This window comes from Streptosporangium sp. NPDC000095 (genome assembly GCF_042899335.1).
GTDB lineage: Bacteria > Actinomycetota > Actinomycetes > Streptosporangiales > Streptosporangiaceae > Streptosporangium.
In genome coordinates this window covers 284863-304929 of sequence record NZ_JBIAZS010000013.1, presented here as the reverse complement: position 1 = coordinate 304929, position 20067 = coordinate 284863, and the positions used below count along the sequence as shown (strand labels likewise).

The window sequence follows — 20067 nt, the reverse complement described above, 5'->3', positions numbered from 1 at the left end:
CCCGAGCGTGATACGCGCGCAGCGCGAAGACCCGGCGAGGCCCAAGACGCGGGCCGCACCATTCACCTTCTACTGATCCACAAAACAGGACCTAGGGCGATGCCGTACCTCTCGGCGAACGCCATGTCCGCGGCCCGCCCCCGCTCCTCGTCTTTCCATGTCTCTCGTGCGTTGGCGAGCAGCAGCGCCAAGTCCGCGTAGCGGTCGGCCTGTCCAAGGCGGCCCAGGTCGATGAAGCCTGACACGTCCAGGGTCCGCGGATCGAGGATGATGTTAGGCAGGCACAGGTCCCCGTGGCAGACGACCGTGTCGGCGGCCTCCTGCTCCCGTCGCCGTGGCACCTGCCGGGTGAGGCGGTCCAGTAGCTCCCCAGGGGGCGTGTGCTGCTGCTCGACGGGGAGAAACTCCGGGTTGACGGCGTCACGGGCCACGACGCCGCGCGCCACGGCGACCATAGCGTCCAGGTCCCGGCGAAATGGGCACTGCGGAACCGGCACCTCGTGCAGTCGGCGGACCGCGTCCGCGATGCGTTCCCAGGCGACCCGTAGCTTCTCAGCGGGCACCTGATCAGCAGATATGCCGGAAACGGCACTGGTCATCAGGCAGGCGCCCACGTCACCGGAGTGCCAGTCGAGCACCCGGGGACCAGGTACACCCTGATCGTTCAGCCATGCGACCCGGTCACGCTCGGCCTTCAGGTCGGCTGCATCCGCAGCAGGCACGCACTTGGCATATCGGGTGGCGTCCGCGTTGCGAAAGACAGCGGCTCCCGACTCGCCCGCGGTGACAGGCAACCAGTCGCCACTACCCACGCTGAGCAGCACCGGCGATATGGCCTGAGGTCCGGAATGATCACTCATGGCGACCACTTTAGCTAGCTCGGCATATCGGCCCGGGACCGCAGAACTTCTGCCTTTACCACGTACCCGGCGTGCAGCAAAGCGAGATCCGAACGAAACGACCTAGTGCTGTGACCACATGCGTTCACCGGGTTGGGTGATCACGCGGCGAGTGGGAAAGGGCGTCCGCCGAAGCGGATGCCCTTTTCGCTGCGGATCCGGGCGCGTTCGCGGCGCTGGGCGGCCAGGGGGGCGCTCCCCTTCTTACAGGGCCTTTGACGCCGGGCTTCGACCCCGCCCGTTTCCAGACGAAACCGCCAGCCTGCTACCGGGCCTCCTGGCAGCTACCCGGACCGGCCTTTCAGCGGCGAGCGACGACGAGCTTACGAAGACCAAGATGAGCCGCTACGTCACGGCTTCACCTCCTGTTCTGCTGGGCGCACGAAATGGACCCAATGAGATGTATGCGATCACCGAGATTCTCGAATACCACGTCGATGTCGCGATGTCTGAACACCTGCCGACCCCGGCCCACATGGTCGCGCTCGATCTGGAACACCCCATCCGGTCTTCGCCTCGTTCGCGACGCTGACGGCATCCCGGTGAGGAAGGAAACGGTTCAGCGTGAAACGACTTCTGAAATTTAGACTTGATGTATGTCATCAGATCAGGGTCAGCGGACGCTTGACCGGCTCATGGTTTTCCTCGGGGCGATCGGAACGCTGACCGCCATCATCGCGGCTACAACCACCGATAGAACGAGTTCCATGATCGCACTTCTGCTGATCGCGGCTGCCGCGATCTCAATGCGATTGGTCTACATCTGGCGAGCCAGAACAGCAGACGGTGGCATCCGATATCCACATTTACGCGGAGGCCTCGCCCTCGCCGTCACTTTCTTGCTCCTGATGTGCCTGGACGGCTTGACGACGCCACCAAGCCGAGATTACTTCCTCCACACGATCCTCGGCTACCCCGACATCCGCCGGGATGTCCTGATCACCAATGTAAGCATCGCCCGGTCCGACACCGCCTACCGGGTAGAGGCCACTCTTTTCAACCGCGCCAACAAGAAGCTGATGGCCAACCGCATGGAACTCGTTCTGCAGGCGAAGAAAGACAATCCCAGTCCTCGTCCTTCGTTCGGGAGCCTCAACGGCTGCAACAACGGCAGCCTCTGTTCCGCCGGTGGAGATCCTGCCTATGCGTTGATCGAAGAAATGAAAGTCGGCCTGGGCGGCGTCGGGACCGCCGCCATCCGGGGAGCAGTGGCCGTGGTAGACGAGGTCGGCAAGCCAGACGATTTTGTCAGAGAAGTCGAAGGAACAGCCGTCTGCAACAAGGGGCCGATTCTGACTTTGAAGCTGCCGGCCGATGTCCCGCTGGAGCCGGGAAGCTTCTCGCGCACAACGATTCGGATTCCCAAAAAATTCGCCATCGACTCTGGGCCCGAAGTCCTAGGAGCGGAGGACTTCATGGGCGTCGCACTGACGGTGCTCGACGAACCTGCGGCCACCCGCTCATACGCCGGACTGGCCGAATATACGGTCACAGTTTTCGTGGGCCCGGATTCGATCCCCATTCGCCGGACCACGGCCTTCCGGGTCGAGGGAGCGACGACGAACCCTTGGGGATGGTGACATTCGTCCGGGATCTCGGCTGGCGCGTCACCACGTTGAACCGGATCTGATGACTCACATCCAACCCGCCCGAGCCTGGCCACCGCGAGCAGCGACCCGGTGAACCTTTCCGGTCACAGCACTAAGGGCGGTTCTGCTCGATGACCCAGGTGGCCACCTGGGTGCGGGAGGAGAAGCCGAGCTTGCCCAGGATGTTGGCGACGTGCCTGGCGGCGGTGGCGGGGCTGATCACCAGCTCGTCGGCGATGGCCTTGTTGCTCATCCCCCTCGCGATCAGCTCGGCGATCTCCCATTCGCGGCAGGTGAGCGTGGTCAGCGGGGCCGCGACCGGATGCTTGCCGAGCAGCAGGGGCGCCTCGGACGGCTCGTCGAACTGCAGCGCGTAGCGGACCGCCTGTTCCTGGGACATCTCCTGGCCGTGCGCCCACAGCTGGGCGACGAGCGCGTCACCGAGGCGCGCGCGGGCGGGCTGGAGCAGTTCCTCCATCCGCGCCCCGAACCCGGGTGGCAGTACGGCGCCGCTCATCGCGCTCCTGATCGCGGCGGAGGCCCCGGCCAGGCGCACCGCCCGGCGGTCGTCCTCCTCGGCGAGCGCGAGTTGTGCGAGCGTCTCGATGCGGCGGGCCACGCCGAGCCGCTGTCCGGTCCCGATGCAGAGTCTCAGGCTCTCGATCAGCCTGACCCGCGCGGTGGGGAGGTCTCCCTGGGCCAGCGCGATCCGGCCGAGCCCCGACAGGCAGGTGATCGCCTGCCAGTGGGCGGTGATGTCCTGGAGCATGTCGAGGGCGCGCTCGTAGCGGACGCGTGCCTCCACGAGGTCGCCGCGGAGCCAGGCGACCTGGGCGAGGCCGATGAGGGCGACCGGCGCGGCCCAGTGGTTGTCGAGTTCGTGGGCGATGGCGAGCGCGGCCTCGAAGGATCGCTGTGACTCCTTCGCCCTGCCCTCGGACAGCGCGAACGTGCCCTCCATGGAACGGATGACCGTCTCGTGCCAGGGGTCGTCGACCGTGCGTACGGCTTCCAGCGCCTCGTCGAGCAGGGACCTGACCCTCTCGGGGCGCCGCTGATAGATGGCCACCCAGGCGAGGATGGCGAGCGCGCCGCTGAGCGGCCCGTACAGGCCCGCCTCGCGGCACAGGCCGACCGCGGCGGTGCAGGCGATCTGCGCGGTGTCGGGGTCGCCCTGCCCGAAGGCCACCTGCCCGCGCAACGCGAGGGCGTCGCCGCGCACGCACGGCGTCAGCTCCTCGGGTGCGGCGTCGAGCAGGCGGTCGAGCCACTTGTCGGCCGGGGTGAACCTCCCTCCGGCGATGATCGGCCAGCGCAGCAGGACGAGGAGGCGCAGCGCGCTCTCCGGGTCGCCCGCGGACTCGACCGACCAGCGCACCGCCGCCCACACGTTGGCCTGGAGTTCGTCGAGCATGACCAGCATCGGGCAGATCTCCGGCCAGGTCGGGCGGGGGCGCCGGACGATCGTCCGGTGGATCCTGGCGGCGACCTCGATCATGTGGTCGCGGTGCAGCCGCCGGAACTCGGGCTCCTCGCCCGAGGCGTCGAGCTGTTCGACGGCGTACTCGCGGATCGTCTCCAGCATGCGGTAACGCGTCTCGCCGGCCACCTGGGCCTCGGCCAGGACCAGCGACTTGTCGACCAGGTCACAGAGCACCCCCAGGACGTCCTCGGCCCACAGCGCGTTGCCCGCGCAGACCTGCTCGGCCATGTCGAGCGTCCACCCGCCGGTGAAGACCGCCAGCCGGCGCAGCAGGATCCGCTCGGGCTCGTTGAGCTGCTGGTAGCTCCAGTCGACGGTGGCCCTGAGCGTCTGCTGCCTGGCCGGGGCCGTCCGGTCGCCCGCGGACAGCAGCCGGAACCTGTCCCTGATCCTGGCGTTGATCTGCTCCACGGTCAGCACCCTGCACAGGGCCGCGGCGAGTTCGATCGCGAGCGGCATCCCGTCGAGCGCCTCGCAGAGCCCGACGATGTCGGCCGCGTTCTGCTCGGTGACGGAGAAGGCCCGCGAGGCGGCGGTGGCGCGGTCGGCGAAGAGGCGCACCGCCTCGCTGGTGTTGAGGAGGAGGTGCACCGCCTCGCCGGTGCCGAGGTCGTGGTCGCCCCCCCTGGGCAGGGTGAGCGGTGGCACCCGCCACACGGTCTCCCCCGCCACCCTGAGCGGCTCGCGGCTGGTCGTGATCACGCGCACGTCGGGACAGACGGTGAGCACGGCGCGGCAGAACCTCGCTGCCTCCTCGATGAGCGACTCGCAGTTGTCCATGACGAGCAGCAGCCGCCGGTCGCCGAGCGCGTCGATCAGGGTGTCGGCCAGCGCACGGGACGGCTCGGCCTTCACCCCGAGCACGGCGGCCACCCGGGGTTCGATCTGGTCGCCGCGCACCGCGTCGGCCAGCTCGACCAGCCAGACGCCACCGGGGAAATCCTCCGCCACCTGGCGCGCGACCCGGACCGCGAGCCTGCTCTTGCCGATGCCGCCCGCACCGCAGAGCGTCACCACCCGGGCGACACCCAGCAGGTCGATGAGCTCTTCCACGTCGGCTTCACGCCCCACGAAACCGTTGGGTTCGAGGGGGAGGTTGCCTCCGGTGAGGGAGGCGTGTGCGGTGTCCTGGGTCATCGGCTCTTAACGAGGTCGCGGATAGAACCGTCACAGAAAGTGTGACATCAATTACCGAACCATGCCCAACTCTTAGCACCTTTTCTCGCCTGCGACTCCTCCTTCCTCGAAGGGAAGGGCTTCTCGTCAGGCCGCCCGCGTGGATCGTCCCGCCCGGCCTTGGCCGCCCCCGGCCATCCGATGGCCATCACCGACGCGTCGACTCACACTGCTCCCATGACAGACTCCCCTGCCGACCAAGCTCCCGAGATCGGCGAGATCAGCGTCTCCGGCTGGTACGCCCACACCGACAAGATGGCGAAGGTCGGCTTCCTCACCATCGCTCGCAGGCTTCCCGCGCTGGTGTCGCAGGCCGTCAGGCTGGCGTGGCTGGCCGACCCCCGTGACACCGTCGTCGCGATCACCCTGAGCCTGCTGGGCGGGATCTTCACCGCGTTCGGGCTGTTCGCCACGACGGGGGTGCTGTCGGCGCTGTTCGAGGCGGGACCGACCCCCGAGCGGGTGCGGGCCGCCCTGCCCAGCCTGATCCTGGTGGGGGTGGCCGCGACCCTGCGTACCCTCACGCAGGCGGGCGCGGGCTGGGCACAGTCGCGACTGGAACCCCAGGTCGGCCGGATCGCCGAGGAACGTCTGTACGGGCTGACCAGCCGGGTCGGCCTCGCGTCCTTCGACGACCCCGAATTCCACGACGCGCTCCAGCGGGCCAGGGGGCGTGGGGTCGACGTCGCGGACGAGGTGGTTAGCACCGCGATCAACACGCTGACCGCGCTCATCGGCATCGTCGCCGCGGCGAGCGTGCTGGGGGTGCTGCACCCGGTCCTGCTGCCGCTGCTGGTGCTCGCTGTGCTCCCCGACGCGTGGGCGGCGGTCCGCGCGGCGCGCATGCGCTACACGACGATGTACGCCCTGATCCCGGCCAGGCGCCGTAAATGGATCATCGCGGAGCTGCTGGCCGATCGTGAGCCGGCCGCGGAGGTGCGCTCGTTCACCATGCGCGGCTTCCTGATGCGGATGTACGACGCGGTGGCGACGGCCGAGCAGAACGTGATGCTCGGACTGGCACGGCGCCAGGCCCTCGCGCGGGTGGTGGGCGAGGCGCTGGGCGGCGTCGGCACGGCCGTGGTCTACGTCGCCCTGGGTGTGCTGCTCGCGATGGGCGCGGTCCCCCTCGCGGTCGCGGGCACCGCGGTGCTCGCGATCCGTTCCGGCCAGACCTACCTCGCCAACCTGATGCACGCCACGAACCGCCTCTACGAGGAGGGCCTGTACTTCACCGACTTCCTCGACTTCTGCGTCGAGACCGAGAGCGGGCTGCCCACCGGACGCCCGGCGCGGGCGCCGGAGGATTTCGAGCGGATCACCGCCGAGGACGTCGTCTTCACCTACCCGGGAGCCACGGAGCCCGCGCTCCGAGGGCTCACGGTCACCATCGGCAGGGGGGAGGTGATCGCCCTCGTCGGGGAGAACGGTTCCGGCAAGACCACCCTGGCCAAGATCCTGTCGGGGCTGTACGAACCGGACAGCGGCCGGGTCAGCTGGGACGGCACGAACCTGGCGGACGTCGATCCCGACGAGCTGCGCACTCGCATCGCGGTCATCGCCCAGGACCACACGCGCTGGCCGCTGACCGCCCGTTACAACATCAGTATGGGTACCGACAAGGGGGAGCCGGCGCTCGTCGCGGCGGCCGAGGTCGCGGGCGCCGACCGGGTGGTGGCCGAGTTGCCGCACGGCTACGGCACCCTGCTCGACCGGCGGTTCAAGGACGGCCAGGAGCTGTCGGGCGGCCAGTGGCAGCGGATCGCCATAGCCCGGGGGTTCCACAGGGACGCTCCGCTGCTGATCTGCGACGAGCCCACCGCCGCCCTGGACGCCCGCGCCGAGCACGCCCTGTTCGAACGCATCCGGCGGCACGCCGACGGGCGCACCGTGCTGCTCATCACCCACCGGCTGGCGAGCGTCCGCTACGCCGACCGGATCTACGTCCTCGACCACGGCGAGGTCGTCGAGCACGGCACCCATGAGGAGCTCATGGATCTGGACGGCCTCTACGCCGACCTCTACGGCCTCCAGGCGAGGGCCTACTCGGCCTGACCACCCGCGTCCGCCCGGTGATCGCCGTGAGAACCATCCCCGGATCGAGGAGCTCTCGGTCCGGCGTCAGCCCTTGGCCGGAACCTACTCGGCCTGACCACCGAGGAACGCCTCGATCACGCCCTTCGCGATCGAGGCCGCCCGCCGGTCGGGGCCGCCGCCCTCGACCAGCACTCCGACGGCGATCCGCGGGGAGACCGTGGGGGCGAAGCCGCTGAAGACGGCGTGGTCCTCCCCTGCGGGGACGTTCTCCTCCGTGCCGGTCCTCCCCGCACCCTTCGTCCTCCGGAAGGCCGCGGCGGTACCGGTTCCCTCCTTGCCGGTGGTGGCGATCATCATCTCGGTGAGCCGTTCCGCCTCCTCGGCGCCGACCGCGCGGCGGTACGGCGAGGGCTCGGTCACGTCGATCACCGTGCCGTCGGCGAGGCGGACCTCGTCCACGAGATGGGGACGCATCAGCGAGCCGTCGTTGGCCACCGCCGCCGCGATCATCGCGATCATGAGCGGGGTCGCCCGGACGTCGGACCGTCCCAGGGCCGACATCGCGGTCCGCGCGTCGTCCAGTTCGGCGGGATAGACGCTTCTGGTCACCGGCATGGGCACCTCCAGGTCGTCGGTGTCGAACCCGAAGGCCTCCGCGCGCTCGCGCAGCGCGTCCTGGCCGAGGTCGATCCCGATCTTCGCGAAGGGGGTGTCGCAGGAGAGCCTGAACGCCTGGAGCAGCGGAAGGTCGACGTCGCCGCAGGCGGCGCGGCCGTCGCGCAGGTGGGTGCCGGCGCCGGGGAGATGGAAGGAGGGCGGGGTGCCGACGTGGGTGCCGAGGTCGTAGCGTCCCGAGCCGAGCGCCGCCGCACTGGTGATGACCTTGAAGGCCGATCCCAGCGGGTAGGTCCGCTGGATCGCCCGGTTCAGCAGCGGGTCCGCGGGGTCGCCCCGCAGCCGCTTGTCCGTCATGTCGAGCATGGCCGCGTCGAAGCTCGCGTAGAGGTTCGGGTCGTAGGAGGGCAGCGAGACCATGGCGAGGATCGCGCCGGTGCGAGGATCGATCGCGACGACGGCGCCGGGCCTTCCCGTGGCGCGCAGCCCGTCGTACGCGGCCCGCTGGGCAGCGCCATCGACGGTGAGCCTGAGTGTGGCGCCGTCGCGGGTGCCCTCGACCAGCCCGTGCACCTTCACCCTGGGGTCCTTGCCCGACAGCAGCGCCTCCTCGGCCTGCTCGACGCCGCCGGTGCCGCGGAGCGAGAAGTGCCCGGTGATCGTGGCGTAGAGCGGACCGCCGGGATAGACCCTTCGGTACCGGTAGGCGGCCTTCCCTGCTTTGCGGCTGGTGGCGACGACCGTGCCATCGCGGAGCAGGATCCCACCCCGGGGGTTCTCCATGCGCGCGATCATCGTCCGCCGGTTGCGCGGGTCCTCGTTGAGCCGTTCGGAGTCCAGCGCCTGGAGGTAGGTCACATTGGCGAGAAGGGCGAACATCATCCCCCCGCACATCAGAGCGACGTGACGCAGCGGAATGTTGATCCGGCGTGCCCGCGGTGCGATCATTACCCCTCCCCGGACACCCGACCTCGATACCGGTTTAACAGCCGGACCGAAAAGGGCACCTCGGCCGGGGGCAAAGCCGTCGTACGACTTCTGAACGGCCATATACCTCAGGGGTCACGCCGATACGAACCGCGCGGCCGCCCCCTTCCCCACCGACCTGGACACGCGGCCGCCGACGGCGCGGATCGACGCGGGCCGCGTGCTTCTCGGGGGAGGGCGGATCGACTCGGACCGCGCGATCCCCCGCCTGCCACCAAAGCGGGCCGCGCGGCCTATCGCCCACCATCGGCGTGGGCCGCGCGGCCCCCGACCTCCCGCCAGGGCGGGCCTCGCGGTTTCTAGTCGGCCACCGAGCGGTAGTACGCGATCTTGTTCCGGATCGCCCGCTGCCGCTCGCGCAGGTTCTCGACCTGCTCCTGCACCCGCCGGTCGTGGGCTTCGAGCAGCGCGATCCGGTCGTGGACCGTGTGGTCGCCCTCCCTGATCATCTCCGCGAAGCGGATCATCTCCGCGACCGGCATGCCGGTGTCGCGCAGGCAGCGGACCATACCGAGCCAGCCGACGTCCTTCTCGGTGAACCTGCGCTGCCCGGCCGCGTTGCGGTCGATCGACTCAAGCAACCCGATCCGCTCGTAGTAGCGGAGCGTGTCGAGGCTGAAGCCGGTCTCCTCCACCACCTGTCTCGGTGTGTACACACTCACACTCGTGGCCCCCATCGAATAACCGCCTAACCGAAAAGTCGCCCCTGCCGACCTGTCGCCACCGACGAATCGGCACAACCAAAAACGGCCCCGATCCGGTGTGCCCACACCGGCTCAGAGCCTTGTCATATCCACCTGCAGAGAGTCCAGGGGATAAACCACGCATAACCCTACCTATGCCCCCCCGGCCCTCACAAACAGTTTTTCTCCATCATTTCCCGGCCATCCACTTGCCCTGGAGTTCACTCCAGCATTCAAGGTGGTGCCCATGACTCACATCCCCCTCGCTCTGGGCACCATCCCCTTCGGCACGACGGTCGACGACAAGACCGTCTTCGCGATTCTCGACCGGTTCGTCGACGCCGGAGGCGCCCTGCTGGACACCGCGAACAACTACCCGTTCTGGAACGAGGGCGCCACCGGCGACGAGAGCGAACTCGCCATCGGCCGCTGGCTGGCCGCCCGGGGCAACCGCGACCGGATACTGCTGAGCACCAAGTGCGGCGGACGGCCGACCGTCCCCGGTGACCGGACCCTGGACTCCGCCGAGGGCCTGTCCGCCCCGGTGATCGCCGCCGCCGCCGAGGGCAGCCTGCGCCGGCTGGGCACCGACCACGTCGACGTGTACTGGGCACACCTCGAAGACCGTTCCGTTCCCCTGGAGGAGACCCTGGGCGCCTTCGCCGAGCTCGCCCAGGCGGGCAAGGTCCGCGAGATCGGCGCGAGCAACGTACCGGCCTGGCGCCTGGAGCGCGCCCGCGCCGTCTCGCGGGCGAACGGCTGGCCGTCCTACACGAACGTGCAGCTCCGCCACACCTACCTGCGTCCCCGGCCCGGGGTGTCGCTGCGGGAGGGGGGCCACGTCCTGGCCCAGGACGACATGCTCGACTATCTGCGCTCGGAGTCCGACCTCACCCTGTGGGCGTACAACACGCTCATGTTCGGCGCCTACACCCGCGAGGACCGCCCGATCCAGGACATCTATGATCACCCGGGCACCACGCGCGGGCTCGCCGTGCTGCGGGAGATCGCGGGTGAGCTGAACGCGACCGTCAACCAGGTGGTGCTGGCCTGGCTGATCGGCGGTGACGTGAGGACGATCCCGATCGTCGGCGTGACCTCCATCGCCCAGCTGGAGGAGGCCCTGGGCGCCCTGGACCTCAAGCTCGACGACGAGCACCGCGCCCGCCTGGATGCCGCCCGCTGACGGCACCCGCCGACGACGGACGGTTTCGCCGGCCGGCCCCGCTGACGGGCCGGCGGAACCGGCCGTCGTCTGCAGGGGGAAGGGCGGGTCAGTCCTGGGGCAGGTGCGCCGACAGGTAGCGGCGGACCAGGTGCTTGCACTCGACGATCAGGTCGGGATCCCCGTCGGGCAGGGAGCGGAAGGCGAGCTTGAGCACCGCGTCGGCGGCCTCCACCGCGACGAAGAGCACCCGGTCCAGCTCGGGTCCGATCGGGGCACCGACCACCTCGACGATGATCGTACGGAGCCGGTCGGCCACGATGGCGTTGTTCTCCAGCGCGGCGTCGAGCATGCGATTGGTCCCCTTGACGGCGGGACCACCGGGGGTGGCGAGCACCTCCCCGAAGTCGACGACCCCGAAGCCCGGCGTGGACCGCTTCATCGCGACGAACTCGTCGATCGCGAGGTCGACCATCTCCGTCCACTCCGACAGCCGCACCTCGGAGAGCCTGGCCGTGACCCGGCCGAGGAACGCCTCCAGGTTGCGCAGCGCCAGCGCGCGCACAAGTCCTTGTTTGTCGGGGAAGAACTGGTAGAAGGTGCCGATGGGCACCTCCGCGCGGCGCGCGACCTCCTTGGTGGTCAGTGCCTCGTAGCCGACCTCGTCCAGCAGTCGCGCGCACTCGTCCAGCATGCGCTCCACCCGTTCCAGGCTGCGGCGCTGGGCGGGCCGACGGCGAAGCGTTCCCCCGGAGACGTTCGTCATCTCCCCATCATCCCCCACGGACAGACCGAGGGATTAACATGAGCCAGACTCGCGCTATCTGGAGGTCGGGATGTTTCTGTGGGGTACGGCGACCGCGTCCTACCAGATCGAGGGCGGTGTCGCCGAGGACGGACGAGGTGTCTCGATCTGGGACACCTTCTCCCACGAGCCCGGCCGCGTCCGCGACGGCGACACCGGCGACGTGACCTGCGACCACTACCACCGCTGGCCGGAGGACATCGGGCTGATGTCCGATCTCGGGGTGAACTCCTACCGCTTCTCCATCGCCTGGCCTCGCGTCCAGCCGGACGGCAAGGGCGCGATCAACCGGGCGGGCCTCGACTTCTACGACCGGCTCGTCGACGCGCTCCACGAGAAGGACATCGTCCCCGCGGCCACGCTCTTCCACTGGGACCTGCCCCAGCCCCTGGAGGACGAGGGCGGCTGGCTGAACCGCGACACCGCCCACCGTTTCGCCGAGTACGCCGCGGCCGTGGCCGACAGGCTCGCCGACCGGGTCCCCCTGTGGATCACCCTGAACGAGCCCTTCATCCACATGGTCTTCGGCTACGCCCTGGGCACCCACGCCCCCGGCAGGACCCTCGTCCTGGACGCGCTGCCCGCCGTCCACCACCAGTTGCTCGGGCACGGCCTGGCCGTGCGGGAGCTCAGGGCACGCGGCGCGGAGAAGGTTCTGATCACCAACAACTGCACCCCGGTCTGGCCCGCCTCCCCCGACCCCGCCGACCTCGCCGCCGCCGACGCCTACGACACCCTGCACAACCGCCTGTTCAACGACCCCGTACTCCTCGGCGCCTATCCCGACCTGTCCGCGTACGGGGTGAGCCTCGACTGTGTGCGCGACGGCGACCTGGACCTGATCAGCGCCCCCCTCGACGGCATCGGTATCAACTACTACAACCCCACTCGGATCGGCGCGCCCACCGGTGAGGGCCTCCCCTTCGAGGACGTGGGCGTCACCGGCCACCCCACCACCGCCTTCGGCTGGCCCGTCGTCCCCGACGGCCTGCGCGAACTGCTCTGCGGTCTCAAGGCCCGGTACGGTGACGCGCTCCCGCCGGTCTACGTCACCGAGAACGGCTGTTCCCAGCACGACGAGCCCGGCCCCGGCGGGACCGTGGACGACCAGGGCAGGATCGCCTTCCTCGACGGCCACATCGAGGCCCTCGGGCGGGCGCGGGCCGAGGGGGTGGACGTGCGCGGCTACTACGTCTGGTCCCTGCTGGACAACTTCGAGTGGGCCGAGGGCTTCAGCCAGCGCTTCGGGCTCGTGCACGTCGACTTCCCCACCGGTACGCGCACCCCGAAGGCCTCCTACCACTGGCTGCGCGACCGCATCTCGCGCGGCGCGCCCTCCCCGTCGTGACGCACGGCGCGGGCGGCCCCTCACCGCACCCGGCCGCGCCGCCCACGCCGACCTCCGCACCGCCCGCGCCGGATCCCCTCGTCGCCCGCGAGGCGCCGGGGCGCCCTTTCACGAGCCGACCCCGGTGTGCCGCGCCGCAGGAAAACCCGTTGCGACAAAACGAGACGGGTCGTACCGTCTAGGGCCATGTGCCTGTACTTCGCCTGCCAGATGGCCGGCTACGTGATCCGTCCCCGCCACAGCCGGCCTTCGGCCCGCTAGGGGACCGCGTTCACCTCTTTTTCTGTTCTGCACGCGTTTCCTGAGCGCGCCCAGGGCCTCCGAGACCTTCCTTCACCTCGGACCCGAAAGGGCGAAAAGCTGTGGCGCACTCCTTCGCGCACGGAAACCATTCACACACCCAGAGAAAGGTCAGAAACGGCGGTGGCCGCGGTGACCGCGACCGCGCCAGACGCACTCTCTCGCAGAACTTCCTCGTCGATCCGCACGCCGTGCGGCGGATGGCCGAGGCGGCGGGATCGCACGAGCTGGTCCTGGAGCCCGGCGCGGGAGAGGGTGCGCTCACCCTCGCCCTCGCCGGAAGCTGCGCCAGGGTGGTGGCGTACGAGATCGACCCGCTGCACGCGGGCAAACTCGCCGCCCGTACCCGCGACGACGACCGGATCGAGGTGGTCAGGGGCGACTTCCTGACCGCCAGGGTCCCGCGCGAGCCGTTCGCGGTCGCCGGGAACATCCCGTACTCGATCACCTCGAAGATCGTCGACTGGTGCCTGCGCGCACCGGCGCTCACCTCGGCGACCCTGCTCACCCAGCTGGAGTACGCGCGCAAGCGTTCCGGCGACTTCGGCCGCTGGAGCAGGCTGACCGTGCTGACCTGGCCCGGCCACTCCTGGGAGCTGCTCGGCCACGTCGGCCGCGCGAGTTTCCGGCCGGTGCCCGCCGTCGACTCCGCGATCCTGCGGATCGAGTCGCGTCCCGTCCCGCTGCTGCCCGGCGGCCGGGACGCGGCCTGGCGGGAGTTCGTCGAGTACGGCTTCACCGGGCTGGGCGGTTCGCTGCACGCCTCGCTGCGGATGCGGTACGCGCCCCACCGGGTCGACGCCGCGTTCGCGGAGGCGCGGGTCGACCGCGACACCGTGGTGGCGTTCGTCCATCCCGACCGGTGGCTCACGCTCTTCGAGCTGCTTCACCGATGACACCCGGGGACCCCGGGGCCGGCCCGCCCCATCGGCCGGCCCCGGGGCCCCGGCGGACGGCTGTTCGCGCGGGGCCTACCCCTCGGCGCCGTACGGGCGGTCGCGCCGGGCGTCGTGCAGGATCGAGCCCCACCAGTGAAGCTGGTCGAGCATCGTCTTCGCGTTCGCGTCGTGCCTCTCGGGCTCCTTGAGGTCGCCGTCGGGGCCGAACAGCTCGAAGTACCGGGGGAAGCTGACGTAGTCGCGGACCGTGTGGGCGTGCAACTCGCCGAAGACCTGCCGCAACTGCTCTATCGCGAGGAGGCCGCCGCTCCCCCCGCTGTAGCCGACGAAGCCGACCGCCTTCGCCTCCCACTCGGTGTAGTGCCAGTCGATCGCGGCCTTCAGCGAGGCCGGGAAGCTGCGGTTGTAGTCCGGCGTCACCACGACGATCGCGTCGGCCGCGTCGATCCGCCGGGTGAGGTCCGCCATCTCGGCGGGACGGGGCATGTCGGGTTCGAGCGCCGGCGGCAGGGGCGGCAGTTCCAGCGGCAGGTGCGTGTCCGCCAGATCGACGAGGTCCACCGCGAACCGGCCGTGCCGCTCGGCCCGCTCGACGAACCAGTTCGCGACCACGGGGCCGAACCGTTCCTGCCGCACGCTACCGATGATCACTGCGAGGTCGAGGGTCTCACTGGGCATGGCTGTGCTCCCTGCTGGAGATACGGGTTCATGGGTGACCGGAAGGGTCACGTCCCCCAACCTGCCGGGCGGCGCGGAGACCAGGAAGACCGGGCCGAGACTGGTAGTGGCAGGGCCACGACCACGGCGGCCACGGCCTGTTACGTTCGAAACGTGAGCGACAACGAGCTGGGCATGTTCCTGCGCATCCGCCGTGAAGCCGTCACCCCCGCCGAGGTGGGGCTGCCCACCGGACCCCGCCGCCGCACGCCGGGCCTGCGCAGGGCCGAGCTCGCCACGCTCGCCGGAGTCAGCGTCGAATACCTCACCCGGCTCGAACAGGGACGAGACCGCCGCCCGTCCACCCCCGTACTCTCCGCGCTCGCCACCGCGCTACGGCTGACCACGAGCGAACGCGTCCACCTGCACCGGCTCTCCAAGTCGACCGACGGCGGCTTCACCTGCATGGACGCGCCGACGCCGGCCCGCGCGGTCCGCCCCACCATACGGGCACTGCTCGACCGGCTGGAGCCCGCCCCCGCCCTGCTGCTCAACCGGCTGAGCGAGATCCTCGCCTGGACGACGGGGTACGACCGGCTGGCGCGGCCGATCGGCCTGCTGGACGGCGATCCGCCGAACCTCGCCCGCTTCGTGTTCACCGACAGCCGGGCTCGGACCGCCTACCCCGGCTGGGAGCATGTCGCCGACGAACAGGTCGCCGCGCTCAAGCAGGGACCGTTCAGGGCGGACTGGCACATCGCCGCGCTCGCCGACGAGCTCGCCGTCACCGCCGGGGCGGATTTCGCCGGGCGGGTGGACACCCTGCCCGGTCTCCCGAAGTCCAGCGGCGTCACGCGGCTGGTCCACCCCGACGCCGGTGAGCTGCGCCTGGCGTACGAAACCCTCGAACTACCCGTCGACGACGACCAGCGCCTCATCGTCCATCTCCCCGCCGACGACGCCACCGCCGCCGCACTCGACCGCCTCACCGGCCGCCGACCGGGCGCGCTGCGCGCGGTGTCCGGCTGACGCGGGACACGTCGCCGCCGGGAAAGCGGTGCGTCCACCCGGGTCGTACGGATCATCCGGCACGGGAGACGTCACCCGCCGGGGAAGCGGACCATACCCGCGTACGACCACGATCGGGTCCGTACCAGCGTGGCTCCCCCCACCCTGCGTCACAACCGGCATAATCGAGACGATCAGCCTGGTCAGGGCGCACGCGCGATGCTCCCATCCGGTTCGTACCGCCGGGCGGATCCCCTCCACCGACACCCACGTCACGCCACGTGACGACCGTACAGCGACCCGGGCGTCAGACAGGAGGAGCGCATGCGTCTCGCCATCCGGATCGGAGTGGCCACCACTCTCATGGCCGCCCCGAGCGCCCCTGCCGAGCCGGTCGCCCCGCCCACTTCCGCGCCGGCCGCCAGGGTCGACGTCAAGGCCCTCCCCACCCCGACCGTCGCGGCCAACGCCGCCCCCACCCCCGCACCCGTCGCCACGAACGGCGTCAGAGCCGTCCCCACCCCGGTCGCCACGGCCGGCGCCAAGGCCGCGCCCACCCCGACTCCCACGCTCACCCCCACCCCCACCCCCACCCCCCTCGCCACGGCAACCCCCAGTGCCACCGCCAGCGCCACCGCCAGCGCCACCGCGACCGTGAACGCCACTTCGACCGCGACCGCGACCGCGACCATCAAGAGCAAGACCAAGAGCACGGTCTGGCTGCCTCCCTTCGGCGGCAGGAACACCATCCCCCCGTGGCTGAAAAAAGTCCCTTCGCTCCGCGTCGTCCCCACGTGGCCCCGCCAGGCCAGCAGCGTCCGGATATTCGTACACTGCCCCCCGAACTCGAACCACGCGATCATCGGCTCCGGCGCGTTCAACCTCAAGGGGTCGAGGCGCATCTACCGGGAGGTGGGGCTGGGACTCTCCAACCGAGGGCTGGGGCACCGCGCCGCGACCATCTCCCGCTTCGTCCTGCCGGGATACCACGGGGCGTGCCTGACGTGCGTGAAGGTCACGATGAACAAGCAGACCGGCATCAGGCGGATCAAGGTGCTTGGCCGGGCCTCCGCCCCCCTCTACGTACGAAGGTTCAGCATCTGGCAGTTCTTCAACGCCTCGACCACCTGCGTCAAACGCGACCGTTGCTGACCCCTCGCAGCACCGCCCGGCGAACTGTCAGGGCTCGCCGGTAGGTTCCGCGAGATGAGCGAGATCGAGGGGAAGTCCGGGCCGGACGCGCCCGGAGCACGGCTTCTGGACGCCGCGAGGAAAGGGGACCCCGACGCGTTCGGGCAGCTGGTCGAGCCGTTCCGCGGTGAGCTGCACGCGCACTGTTACCGGATGCTCGGATCGGTCCACGACGCCGAGGACACCGTGCAGGAGACGCTGGTGCGTGCCTGGCGGAGCCTGGGGCGGTTCGAGGACCGAGGCTCGATCCGGTCGTGGCTGTACAAGATCGCGACCAACCGGTGCCTCACGCTGATCGAACGCCGGGGCCGCCGGGAGCTCCCCACCGATTTCGGCCCGGGTGCCGCGCCGCTCGCCGAGACCTCGTGGATCGAGCCGTACCCCGACGGGCGACCGGGCCCCGAGGCCCGCTACATGGCCCGCGAAGGCATGGAACTCGCCTTCGTCGCCGCGCTCCAGCACCTGTCGGCCCACCAGCGGGCCGTCCTGGTCCTGCGTGAGGTCCTCGGGTTCTCGGCGCGCGAGGTCGCGGACCTGCTGGAGAGCACGGTCGCGTCGGTCAACAGCGCGCTGCAGCGCGCCCGCAAGGCCCTCGGCCCACGGCTTCCCGACATCGACCGGCGTTCCCCGGACGGGAAAGAGCTCCGGGAGATCGCGGATCGGTACGCCGCCGCGTGGGAGGCGGGAGACGTCGAGGCCATCGTGGCGATGCTGACCGACGACGCCAGATACGCGATGCCACCGCTGCCGGAATGGTACGAGGGCCGCGAGAGGATCAGGGCCTTCCTGATCGAGGGGCCGCTGGCCGGCCGGTGGCGTTTCCTGCCGACGTCCGCGAACGGGCAGCTCGCGTTCGGCACCTACATGTGGGACGAGGGCAGGAAGGTCCACGTCGCGACCGGGCTCGACCTGCTCACACCGCGAGGTACGAGGATCGCCGAGGTCGTCTCGTTCCTGACGCCGGAGATCTTCCCCATGTTCGGCCTCCCCGACGAGATCGCGGACTGATCCGGCACCCATCGCTTCCGGCGTGCGGCGAGCTCGGTGTGCAGCGATCTCGGGTGAAGCGTTTTCGGCGCCGGATGATCCCCTCATGAGGCGGCCTCGACGCCGGGCGGCCTCGGTGCCGGGCGAATCTCGACGCCGGGCGATGAGTTCGGCGCCCTCCACGGGTTGTACGCGGCGACACGACCCATTCGACCCACAGGAGGCGGACCATGTCGCTCAAGGGCAAGAACGCGATCATCTACGGCGGAGGCGGCTCGGTCGGGGGTGCCGTCGCCCGCGCGTTCGGCCGCGAAGGCGCACGCGTCTTTCTCGCCGGACGGACCCTGACGCCCCTGGAGAGGGTCGCCGACCGAATCCGGGCCGCGGGAGGCGCGGCCGAGGTCGCCGAGGTCGACGCGCTGGACGAGAGGTCGGTCGACGAGCACGCGGCCGCCGTCGTGGCGGAGGCGGGAGGCATCGACGTCTCCCTCAACGTGATCGCGGACACGGACGTGCAGGGGACGCCGATGGTCGACATGTCCCTGGAGGACTACCTGAGCCCGGTCGTGACCGCCGTACGTTCGAAGTTCCTCACCTCGCGCGCGGCCGCCCGGCACATGATCGGGCAGCGGTCTGGCGTGATCATGTTCTTCGGCGGGGCGGGCGACCACAACGCGACGCGCCGCTACCACCTGGGAGGTCTGCTCACCTCGTTCGACGCGGTCGAGTCCATGCGACGCCAGCTCGCCGTCGAGCTCGGGCCTCACGGGATTCGCGTCGTCACCCTGCGGACCGGTGGCCTGCCGGAGACGATCCCCGCCCACTTCGACGAGCGCGGGGACATCGTGCGGGACATCGTCGGGCAGACCCTGATCGGGCGGGCGGCGTCGCTGGAGGATGTCGGCGACGTGGCCGTCTTCGCCGCCTCCGACCGGGGACGCACCTTGACGGGGACGGCGCTCAACATCACCTGCGGCGCGGTCCTGGACTGACGATCACGCTCGGCGGCCGGCGGCGTCGCGTCCACCGGTGATCGGGGAGGCGGCTGATCGGGGAGGCGGCTCGACGGCGGCGGAAGGCCGAACCAGTGGCCTTCCCCGGGTGACGCGTTCGAGGAGCGGATGACCGCGAAGATCCTCGACAGGCGCGAATCCCCCCGGATAGCCTGCGCACCCCCGAGGAAATGAGCGGAGTCTTCGTGAGCGTTGATTCGACCCGGCTGACACTCACCGAGAGGGCGGGCTTGAGCTGCGGCCCAGAGGTGATGCGCGAGGCGCTGTACACGCAGCGCAGGAGCCTCGCCGGTCGCCTCGCCGAGTTGACGCCGTCCGACTGGGCGGCTCCGACGCACTGCACGGAGTGGTCCGTTCACGACGTCGTCCGCCACATCGTCGATGTGGCGGAGTATCACGTCGCCGAGCTCACCGGCCAGTCGGGGTACACCCGCTTCAACGGGCTCGGATCGTTCGATCCCGCCTCGACTCCCGACCTGTGGCTCCAGGACTCCGCGGGCCGGTCCCCCGAGCAGACGGTCGAGGCGTTCCTGAGGGTGACGGAGGACGAGTACGACAGCCTCGGTGCCCGAATCGAGAAGGGCGACGCCTCCCTGGAGCGCAACGTCGCGGGTCGCGAGACCCTGTGGTCGGTGCGGTCCCTGCATGTGCTGTGGGACACCTGGCTCCACGAGCGCGACCTGTCGCGGACCCTGCGGACGGACGGCCCGCCGGACGTCACCGTTCAGCGCCTCGCCGCCCTGTACGGCCTGCTGTTCGCCGGAGGTGTCGCCGCGCTGATCGGTGACCTCCCACAGGTGTCCTTCCAGCTCGTGGGCAGCCCCGACGGCGTGTACGAGATCTCGGGGCGTCAGGACGACGTCAGGGTGACCGCCGCGAGCGCCTCGCCCCCTGACCTCGACGGACCGTTCGAGGCGGTGATGGGGAGCCTCTCCGGGCGCGGCCCCTCCCTCGCCGAGATCGTCGGGGTCTCGAACGCCGCCGTCGAGGGCCTTTCCAAGCTGTCCACCGTCATGAGGCCCAAGGATCCCGAAGACACGTGATCCCGAGCATGCCCGGGCCGAGGTGAGAGACGCCGGTTCGCCGAGCGTGTCCCGGGCCGGGGGAAGGCGCGGGTTCGCCGAGCGGACCCGCGCACCGTCGCGGTGCTCCCGAGCGTCGCGGAAGATCACAGAAGATCACGGAAATCATCGGCCGATCCAGGTCTTTTGTGACTCCGGACACA

Annotated in this window: 17 protein-coding genes; 11 read left to right on the top strand and 6 right to left on the bottom strand. The window is 70.1% G+C overall.

From position 1 onward, the window contains the following. Nucleotides 1–62: 62 nt before the first annotated feature. Nucleotides 63–860: an APH(3'') family aminoglycoside O-phosphotransferase gene (locus ACFY3V_RS27770; protein ID WP_389777591.1), complete on the bottom strand. Its 798-nt coding sequence runs from the start codon at nt 858–860 to the stop codon at nt 63–65. Nucleotides 861–1236: 376 nt separating this feature from the next. On the opposite strand from ACFY3V_RS27770, the gene ACFY3V_RS27765 reads away from it, so the two are divergent. After that, on the top strand, nt 1237–1431 hold the full coding sequence (locus ACFY3V_RS27765; RefSeq protein WP_389777588.1) for a hypothetical protein: 195 nt from the start codon (nt 1237–1239) through the stop codon (nt 1429–1431). Nucleotides 1432–1495: 64 nt separating this feature from the next. Continuing rightward, nucleotides 1496–2479 (top strand): hypothetical protein, encoded by a 984-nt coding sequence (locus ACFY3V_RS27760; protein ID WP_389777585.1) that lies wholly within the window; start codon nt 1496–1498, stop codon nt 2477–2479. Nucleotides 2480–2600: 121 nt separating this feature from the next. Here ACFY3V_RS27760 and ACFY3V_RS27755 read toward each other — a convergent pair whose 3' ends face one another. Next, nucleotides 2601–5108: an ATP-binding protein gene (locus tag ACFY3V_RS27755; protein WP_389777582.1), complete on the bottom strand. Its 2508-nt coding sequence runs from the start codon at nt 5106–5108 to the stop codon at nt 2601–2603. A gap of 216 nt (nt 5109–5324) precedes the next feature. On the opposite strand from ACFY3V_RS27755, the gene ACFY3V_RS27750 reads away from it, so the two are divergent. Next, a complete protein-coding gene (locus ACFY3V_RS27750; protein ID WP_350949288.1) occupies nt 5325–7202 on the top strand; it encodes an ABC transporter ATP-binding protein in 1878 nt (625 codons plus the stop codon). 84 nt (nt 7203–7286) lie between these two features. Here ACFY3V_RS27750 and ACFY3V_RS27745 read toward each other — a convergent pair whose 3' ends face one another. Further along, the gene (locus tag ACFY3V_RS27745) at nt 7287–8747 is read right to left on the bottom strand and encodes a penicillin-binding transpeptidase domain-containing protein (protein ID WP_389777578.1); all 1461 of its coding nucleotides are present in this window, start codon (nt 8745–8747) and stop codon (nt 7287–7289) included. 338 nt (nt 8748–9085) lie between these two features. Continuing rightward, nucleotides 9086–9442 carry a MerR family transcriptional regulator gene (locus ACFY3V_RS27740; protein ID WP_362904973.1) on the bottom strand — a complete coding sequence of 119 codons (357 nt, stop codon included), beginning with the start codon at nt 9440–9442 and terminating at the stop codon, nt 9086–9088. A gap of 274 nt (nt 9443–9716) precedes the next feature. Here ACFY3V_RS27740 and ACFY3V_RS27735 point away from each other — a divergent pair, with 274 nt between their 5' ends. Further along, on the top strand, nt 9717–10655 hold the full coding sequence (locus ACFY3V_RS27735; RefSeq protein WP_362904971.1) for an aldo/keto reductase: 939 nt from the start codon (nt 9717–9719) through the stop codon (nt 10653–10655). 88 nt (nt 10656–10743) lie between these two features. On the opposite strand, the gene ACFY3V_RS27730 is transcribed toward ACFY3V_RS27735, so the two are convergent. Continuing rightward, nucleotides 10744–11400, bottom strand: coding sequence for a TetR/AcrR family transcriptional regulator (locus ACFY3V_RS27730; protein ID WP_350949292.1), 657 nt, complete (start codon nt 11398–11400; stop codon nt 10744–10746). Nucleotides 11401–11470: 70 nt separating this feature from the next. Here ACFY3V_RS27730 and ACFY3V_RS27725 point away from each other — a divergent pair, with 70 nt between their 5' ends. Next, nucleotides 11471–12787, top strand: coding sequence for a GH1 family beta-glucosidase (locus tag ACFY3V_RS27725; protein ID WP_389777573.1), 1317 nt, complete (start codon nt 11471–11473; stop codon nt 12785–12787). Nucleotides 12788–13287: 500 nt separating this feature from the next. Next, complete coding sequence (gene erm, locus ACFY3V_RS27720) at nt 13288–13983, top strand: ErmE/ErmH/ErmO/ErmR family 23S rRNA (adenine(2058)-N(6))-methyltransferase (RefSeq protein ID WP_389777607.1); 696 nt, start codon at nt 13288–13290, stop codon at nt 13981–13983. Nucleotides 13984–14058: 75 nt separating this feature from the next. Here the strand turns inward: erm and ACFY3V_RS27715 are convergent, their stop codons facing one another. After that, a complete protein-coding gene (locus tag ACFY3V_RS27715; protein ID WP_362904965.1) occupies nt 14059–14664 on the bottom strand; it encodes an NAD(P)H-dependent oxidoreductase in 606 nt (201 codons plus the stop codon). Nucleotides 14665–14817: 153 nt separating this feature from the next. Between ACFY3V_RS27715 and ACFY3V_RS27710 the strand changes: the two genes are divergently transcribed. From ACFY3V_RS27710 to ACFY3V_RS27690, 5 genes are all read left to right on the top strand, one after another. After that, nucleotides 14818–15672, top strand: coding sequence for a helix-turn-helix domain-containing protein (locus ACFY3V_RS27710; protein ID WP_389777570.1), 855 nt, complete (start codon nt 14818–14820; stop codon nt 15670–15672). Between the two features lie 303 nt (nt 15673–15975). Further along, complete coding sequence (locus ACFY3V_RS27705) at nt 15976–16803, top strand: hypothetical protein (protein WP_389777567.1); 828 nt, start codon at nt 15976–15978, stop codon at nt 16801–16803. A 54-nt stretch (nt 16804–16857) separates the two neighbouring features. Next, nucleotides 16858–17850 carry a sigma-70 family RNA polymerase sigma factor gene (locus tag ACFY3V_RS27700; protein ID WP_362904957.1) on the top strand — a complete coding sequence of 331 codons (993 nt, stop codon included), beginning with the start codon at nt 16858–16860 and terminating at the stop codon, nt 17848–17850. Between the two features lie 209 nt (nt 17851–18059). Beyond that, nucleotides 18060–18821, top strand: a complete 762-nt coding sequence (locus ACFY3V_RS27695) for an SDR family NAD(P)-dependent oxidoreductase (RefSeq protein ID WP_389777562.1) — start codon at nt 18060–18062, stop codon at nt 18819–18821. Nucleotides 18822–19027: 206 nt separating this feature from the next. After that, nucleotides 19028–19885 carry a maleylpyruvate isomerase family mycothiol-dependent enzyme gene (locus ACFY3V_RS27690; RefSeq protein ID WP_362904953.1) on the top strand — a complete coding sequence of 286 codons (858 nt, stop codon included), beginning with the start codon at nt 19028–19030 and terminating at the stop codon, nt 19883–19885. Nucleotides 19886–20067: the final 182 nt, after the last annotated feature.